The sequence below is a fragment of the Streptomyces sp. CNP082 genome, assembly GCF_059570535.1.
Genome location: NZ_JCANSZ010000122.1, coordinates 1 through 5,450 on the forward strand (window position 1 = coordinate 1; position 5,450 = coordinate 5,450).

Sequence of the window (5,450 nt, forward strand, 5' to 3'; positions counted from 1 at the left end):
TACCAACCAGGCGGGTTTTTCCCCCTCGCCGTCTGACGAGCGCCCTTGAGGCAACACGCTCAGAAATCCTTGAAAGACTCAACCCTCGCCGACGGAACCGCAGCAGCCCGCGGGCCGTCAAGCGCATACATGTCCATGCCTACAGAGCGAAACGCCGCACCGAGACCACAACTCGCCACGAAGACAAGCCGCATATCAAAATCCTCGCTGTGGCCTAACTGAGTGGCATTGCCCTGGGGCGTGCCGGTCAGGGTGTCCTGGAACTCCCCGAGCTCGCTCAGCAGCCCGGCCTTCAGGAATGCCTTGACCAGCGCCAGTACCCGCTTGTCCTTGACCCGCCTGCGGACCCGGTCCATCAGCGCCGCGTGGTCGATCTCGTCGAAGCACGCGGCGATGTCCGCGTCCAGCACCCAGCGGTAACCGCAGGTGCCGTAGAAGTGGATCTCGGCAATCGCGTCCTGGGCCCGTCGCTTGGGCCGGAAGCCGTAGGAGACCGGCTTGAAGTCGGCCTCGAAGATCGGTTCCAGCACCAGCTTCAGCGCGGCCTGGACCACTCGGTCGGCGACCGTGGGAATCCCCAGTCGCCGCACCTTGCCCGACCCGCCCGGTTTGGGGATCGTGCGCTCCCGCACCGGGAGTGGCCGGAACGTGCCCAGTTTGATCTGAGCACGCAGGTCGTCCAGGAATCCCGGGAGGCCCGTCTGTTCCTCGATGTCGCTGACCGTCAGGCCATCGACGCCAGGAGTCCGGGCACCCCGGTTGCCGGCGACCCGGTCGAACGCCACGATCAGCGTCGCCGGGTCGTGCACGAGGTTGAACAGATCGTCGAACCGACGGCCGGGATCGGCCGCCGCCCAACGGTGAAGCTTGGCCTGCATCTCCGATACCCGCTGGCGTGGTCCCATCGGGACCGGCTCCAGCAGAGCACCGCCATTCGGCGGCGCCTCTTCCGGCATTGCAGCATCCTTCCCTTCTCGATACCGCTGCCGCCCTTCCCCATGTGCCGGGCTCTCCCCGGCTCGGAGTACTACGGCGGCTCCGCCCCACCCGGCCCGTTCAGCGGTCGATGCACCTATCCCATCCAACGAACTGGCCGTTCGTCGACAGGAACTGTGACCGGGTGGTTCCCGTGTTCACTGCGATTCGTTCGACGGAGTAGGAGCCCGACTGTGTCCCTGCGGCATCGCCACGAGTACGCCGTAGAACCTCCTCGTGACCTCCCGGACGGCTTCGAAATACCGGCCGAGGAGTTCCCCGCCACCATCAGGCGACAAGTGCGCACCGCTTCCGGCCCAGATCCACCAGGTTTCGAGCCGGTGTCATCGTTAAGAGACGTAAAGACGCCGGTTCCTCGCGTACTCCTCTCCATCCCGCTCGCCGGACCCGCACCATCTGGCAGTACTGACACGTCCCGGCTTTGTCAGGGCCGCTCCCGCCCTCCCCGGCACCACCCGGGTCAGGCTGCCCCCAGCTCCGCCTCTCTGCTACGACAGTTCGGCGGTGAAGGTCTCTCACCTCCACACGAATCACAGCGCCTCACGGCGCAACTCGAAGACGATCCAGGCCCCGCGCTCCGCCGCGATGCTCTTACCCGCGGCCAGGTCTCCTTCTTCCACACCTCGATCGCATCGTCGTCCCGCTCGATGGCACGCCTGGTCGGCTGCTGCCAGCTCCACCCGTGCCGCTTCAGCAACCGCCACGTGCCCTCGACGGTGTAGGAGACGTGGAACAGCCGGCCGATCAACGTCTTGATCCGCGCCAGCGTCCACCGCTGGTCCGCCCAGCCGTGGACCAGCGGACCGCGCTCCAATTCGCGCTCCAGCCTGGCGATCTGGATATCACTGAGCCGAGACCGCCCCGGAGAGCCCCGCGAAAGCACCCCGGCCTCGCCACGCTCGCGCCAGGCCCGGCGCCACCGCTCCACCGACCGCTCGCTCACCCGCAGAGCCGCGGCGACCTCGCAGTTCGTCTCCCCGCCCCCGAAGCGGACGACAGCCTGCAACCGGATCTGCTCCCGCGCGGTCCTCTCCGCGTCGGTCAGCCCACCACCCTGCGCGTATCTCACTTCCCAGGAGCTACCGGAGCCGGCAGGCCGCTGTCAGGCAAACCGTCCCGACATCACTCAATCAAGTTCAGTACCAAGCCGTTCCCAGCGCTGTGCTTCGGTGACGAACCAGGCCAGTAGCTGATCTGCAAGCTCCGGTAGCGAGTGATCTCCGAGGGGCAGAGTGAACCAAGTGAGATTCACGAGGTCACGATCTTGGCCCGGTCCATGGGATGCAAGGGGCCCGCATCGGAGTCCGGCCAAGTCGACTTGACAACCGAGGGTGCAGCCTGCTCGATTGGCGCGTCGATCCAAAAGATCCGCCCAGATGAGTAGGCCTCCCCTCGCCTGAGTTTCGGGGCAGTTGATTGCATCCTGTACATAGAACTCATCGGATGGGGGGAGGCAGTGTGGCCACTCCCGGGCGCGCTCGGCCAGTCGTGCAACGACCGGTCGCCAATAATCTGGGAGGTCCCATTCGTCCAAATAATCCTCGAAGGCGCTGCGCATGGCATCAGTGTCGCTGAAGCAGGCAACGGCCGTCGAGGGCCCGATCATGCAGAGCCTCGCCGCTGAGGGCATCAAGCGGCGTAGCGGTTGCCGGTCATGATGATTTCGATGCAATTGAACTGACGAAGGTGCTCTTGAGGACGTCATCGGCGGCGGAGTTTGCGGTAGGTCAGCCCGTTGACCCAGCGCTTCGAGAAGGACTGATGGATATTCCGATAATCGATCAGGGGCTTTCAAGCCTTACTTCAACCCCCATTCCTTCAAGGAGGTTTAGAATCAAATCAAGATAAGAAGTTCGAGTGCCCCGCAACTCCACCTCCTCGACAAGCGCCCGTCGAGCCACATCAAAGTTGCTCCAATTCAAGACGAAAGGCGGGCGGAGACTGCCTTCCTCTTTTAGGCAGTCGGCCAACGCTGAAATGTTCCATCCGAAGTAGCCACCTGGCCCGTTCACTGCCTCCCCGATAGCGCAGAAAAAGCTAGCCAAATCTTCGATACTCGACCCATCCATGTAGCAGACCGCCACAGGAATCTTATTTCGTTTCCGTCTACCAGATGACGGTCGATACATTCCGGCGACCTCAAGCCACGCCTCACGATTACCGAGAGGCAAGGCAGTCCAGATTCCCGTTTCGGCGGGAAACGCTTCAGCCCAACTCAGCCACACATCACCCGCCTTGTGATGTGGAATCCAATCCACGTAACCAGTAACGTGGAGGTCGGGATTATCCGCATCCGGCCTATCGATGGGGCACCAGGCCGCAGAGGCAATGTAATACTCCCCGATCGGCTGCCCATCTACGGAGATGATCTGGAGTATGAGGTTTCGCGCACCCCTCTTGGTCGAGAATTCAGAGCCAATAAATTCCTGCGCATCAAACCCGACAAGGTCAAATTCGATCTTCTTGCACTCTGATTTCCCAACCATCTCCGAACGCACGAAGCCTTCACCGGTGCCGACGAAGAAGCCACGCAGCCTATCAACTCTTCCGAGTAGTAGGTCGCTTTCCTCGTCGATTAGCGCAAACATTCGGAACCCACCTCATCGAAGGTAGCCAGCACTAGGGATAGTGTGAGTCACCATCCCCAGTCAGGATAATGGGGAGCACTGAACTCACGAATCGTCCGGTAATGGTCGGTCGTGTACCCCATCTGCCCCCTCGGGTTGATAAGGATTCTTGTCTGACTAGAGTTTCTCGCCCCAGGAACCTCCCAAACGGTCGATCCACCCCACTTCCTTTGAACGGCTAGGGATTCTCCATGAGTCGCTGTGAAGATGTCTGGAGATCCGTCTGGGTTCATTCGCTGCACACCATTGCCAGCCCGAATTTCCTCATACATCTCGCGGACCGACTTGGGCACGGGGTTCGGATCCGACAGGCAACTGGAGTTATGTACGAGGATTGGCGTCGGGCCGGCGAGTACATAGTACGTGTGGATGTCGCGGATGGTGAGGTCGTGGGTGGTCTGGCGCTTGGTGAAGGTGTCAGTGCCCTGGACGGTGGTGGTGTGGCCGTCGGCGGTGCGGATCGTCATGCCTGGCTTCAGGTCGCCAGCGTTGATCCACTTGCCCTCGCTTTCGACCCAGAAGGGGTGCGTGTCGGTGGTGGTCAGCTTGCTCGATCGGTCGCCGCGCCCCATCGCGAGTTCAACGAAGTTCTTGTCGTCGTGGGTGGTGATGAGGCGTTTGACGGTGCGGGTGGTGGTTTTCCCGGTGTCGGGGTCGGTGACGACGACACGGTCACCGACCTCGATGTCTTCGATCCGCTTGGTTCTGCCGTCGGCGAGGAGTACCCGTGTGCCGGGGGTGAAGCTGTGGCACTTCCCGAAGGTCTTCTTCAGGAGCTTTGCCCCGCCCTTGGTGAGAAGCTTCCCGGCCACTCCTATGCCTGGGATCAGTTCGGGAGCTTCTGCCAGGCATCCCAGGCTCGGGTCGGTCAGGCACTCTTTCCATGTACTGGGGTCCGGGAGCAGGAGCGATGTGGCAAAGATCCCCGCCTTGTCTATCCATGAGTACTCCTCGGCGGGAGGGGTCTGGTCGCCGAGCCACATGTACCCGACGGCCTTGTCCGGGCTCTTCAAGTATTTGATCTTGCCGAAGAGGTCGAGCTCTCCCGTGTCGGCGTTCGCGATCCCCTCGTAGAGCTCCCCCTCGAAAGTGAAGGCCGCCCGGACGCCGCCTGTGGGTTCGCCGCCGAAGGAGAGGGTTCCGTCGCCGCGGGTCTCGTTGCCGGTACCGCAGCTCACATCCAGCGCGCCTGACCCCTCGCCTCCACCGCAGGCCAGTTCGTGTCCGTCGAGTTCGATGTTGGTGGTGGGGTTGCCGCCGGTGAACGCGTAGCGGTTGCCGGTCATGGGGTCGGCGCCGAGTTGCATGTCGGACAGCGCCCCGTTGTAGGTGTCGCGGGTGGTGAAGCGGTTCAACCCTGGGCTGTAGTTGCGGAAGCCCATGTCGTAGGTGCTGGTGGCGGTGTCCCAGCGTTTGGCGTTGTAGCGGTAGGGGTTGTAGGCGTCCTTGTCGGGATTCGCCGGGTCTGGTTTATCGGTGCCGGTGAATTCGGGGTCGTTGTTGTTGCCGTAGGCGGTGTAGCCGTAGGTGGCGGTGGTGTTGCCGGTCTCGCNGGTGACGGTNTCGACNTCGGAGTGGCTGTTGTAGCCGTAGACGCCGAGTTGCTGGGTGCCGTCGGGTTNGTGGGTGATCTGNGANAGGCGNTGNCCNNANGGNCCGTACTGGTAGGACTTGGTGATCTCGGATCCGACGCGTTCGTCGAGGACTTCCTTGGACAGGCCGAGGTAGGTGAAGTCCGTCGTACTCGGGCTTGTGGTGCCGGCGCCGGTGGTCTTGGCGGTGGTGCGGTCCAGCGGGTCGTAGGTGTACTTCGTCGTCGCCGTGGTG

At 62.6% G+C, this 5,450-nt stretch carries 3 protein-coding genes and 1 pseudogene; all 4 read right to left on the reverse strand.

Annotated features, from left to right (window positions below):
* Positions 1-59 precede the first annotated feature (59 nt).
* The 4 genes and pseudogenes from B124_RS36750 to B124_RS36765 all read right to left on the reverse strand — a co-directional run bounded on the left by B124_RS36750 (position 60) and on the right by B124_RS36765 (position 5,416).
* Positions 60-956, reverse strand: a complete 897-nt coding sequence (locus tag B124_RS36750) for a reverse transcriptase domain-containing protein (RefSeq protein ID WP_496507367.1) — start codon at positions 954-956, stop codon at positions 60-62.
* A 591-nt stretch (positions 957-1,547) separates the two neighbouring features.
* A pseudogene (locus B124_RS36755) lies at positions 1,548-2,065 on the reverse strand (winged helix-turn-helix domain-containing protein); the annotation flags it as partial.
* 712 nt (positions 2,066-2,777) lie between these two features.
* A complete protein-coding gene (locus tag B124_RS36760) occupies positions 2,778-3,584 on the reverse strand; it encodes a barstar family protein (protein WP_496507368.1) in 807 nt (268 codons plus the stop codon).
* 47 nt (positions 3,585-3,631) lie between these two features.
* Positions 3,632-5,416, reverse strand: coding sequence for a polymorphic toxin-type HINT domain-containing protein (locus B124_RS36765; protein WP_496507369.1), 1,785 nt, complete (start codon positions 5,414-5,416; stop codon positions 3,632-3,634).
* Between the last annotated feature and the right edge of the window lie 34 nt (positions 5,417-5,450).

Bases quoted from the DNA above. Each gene is read 5' to 3' on its own strand.
- B124_RS36760 (WP_496507368.1), bottom strand. From the start codon at position 3,584: ATGTTTGCGCTAATCGACGAGGAAAGCGACCTACTACTCGGAAGAGTT.
- B124_RS36750 (WP_496507367.1), bottom strand. From the start codon at position 956: ATGCCGGAAGAGGCGCCGCCGAATGGCGGTGCTCTGCTGGAGCCGGTC.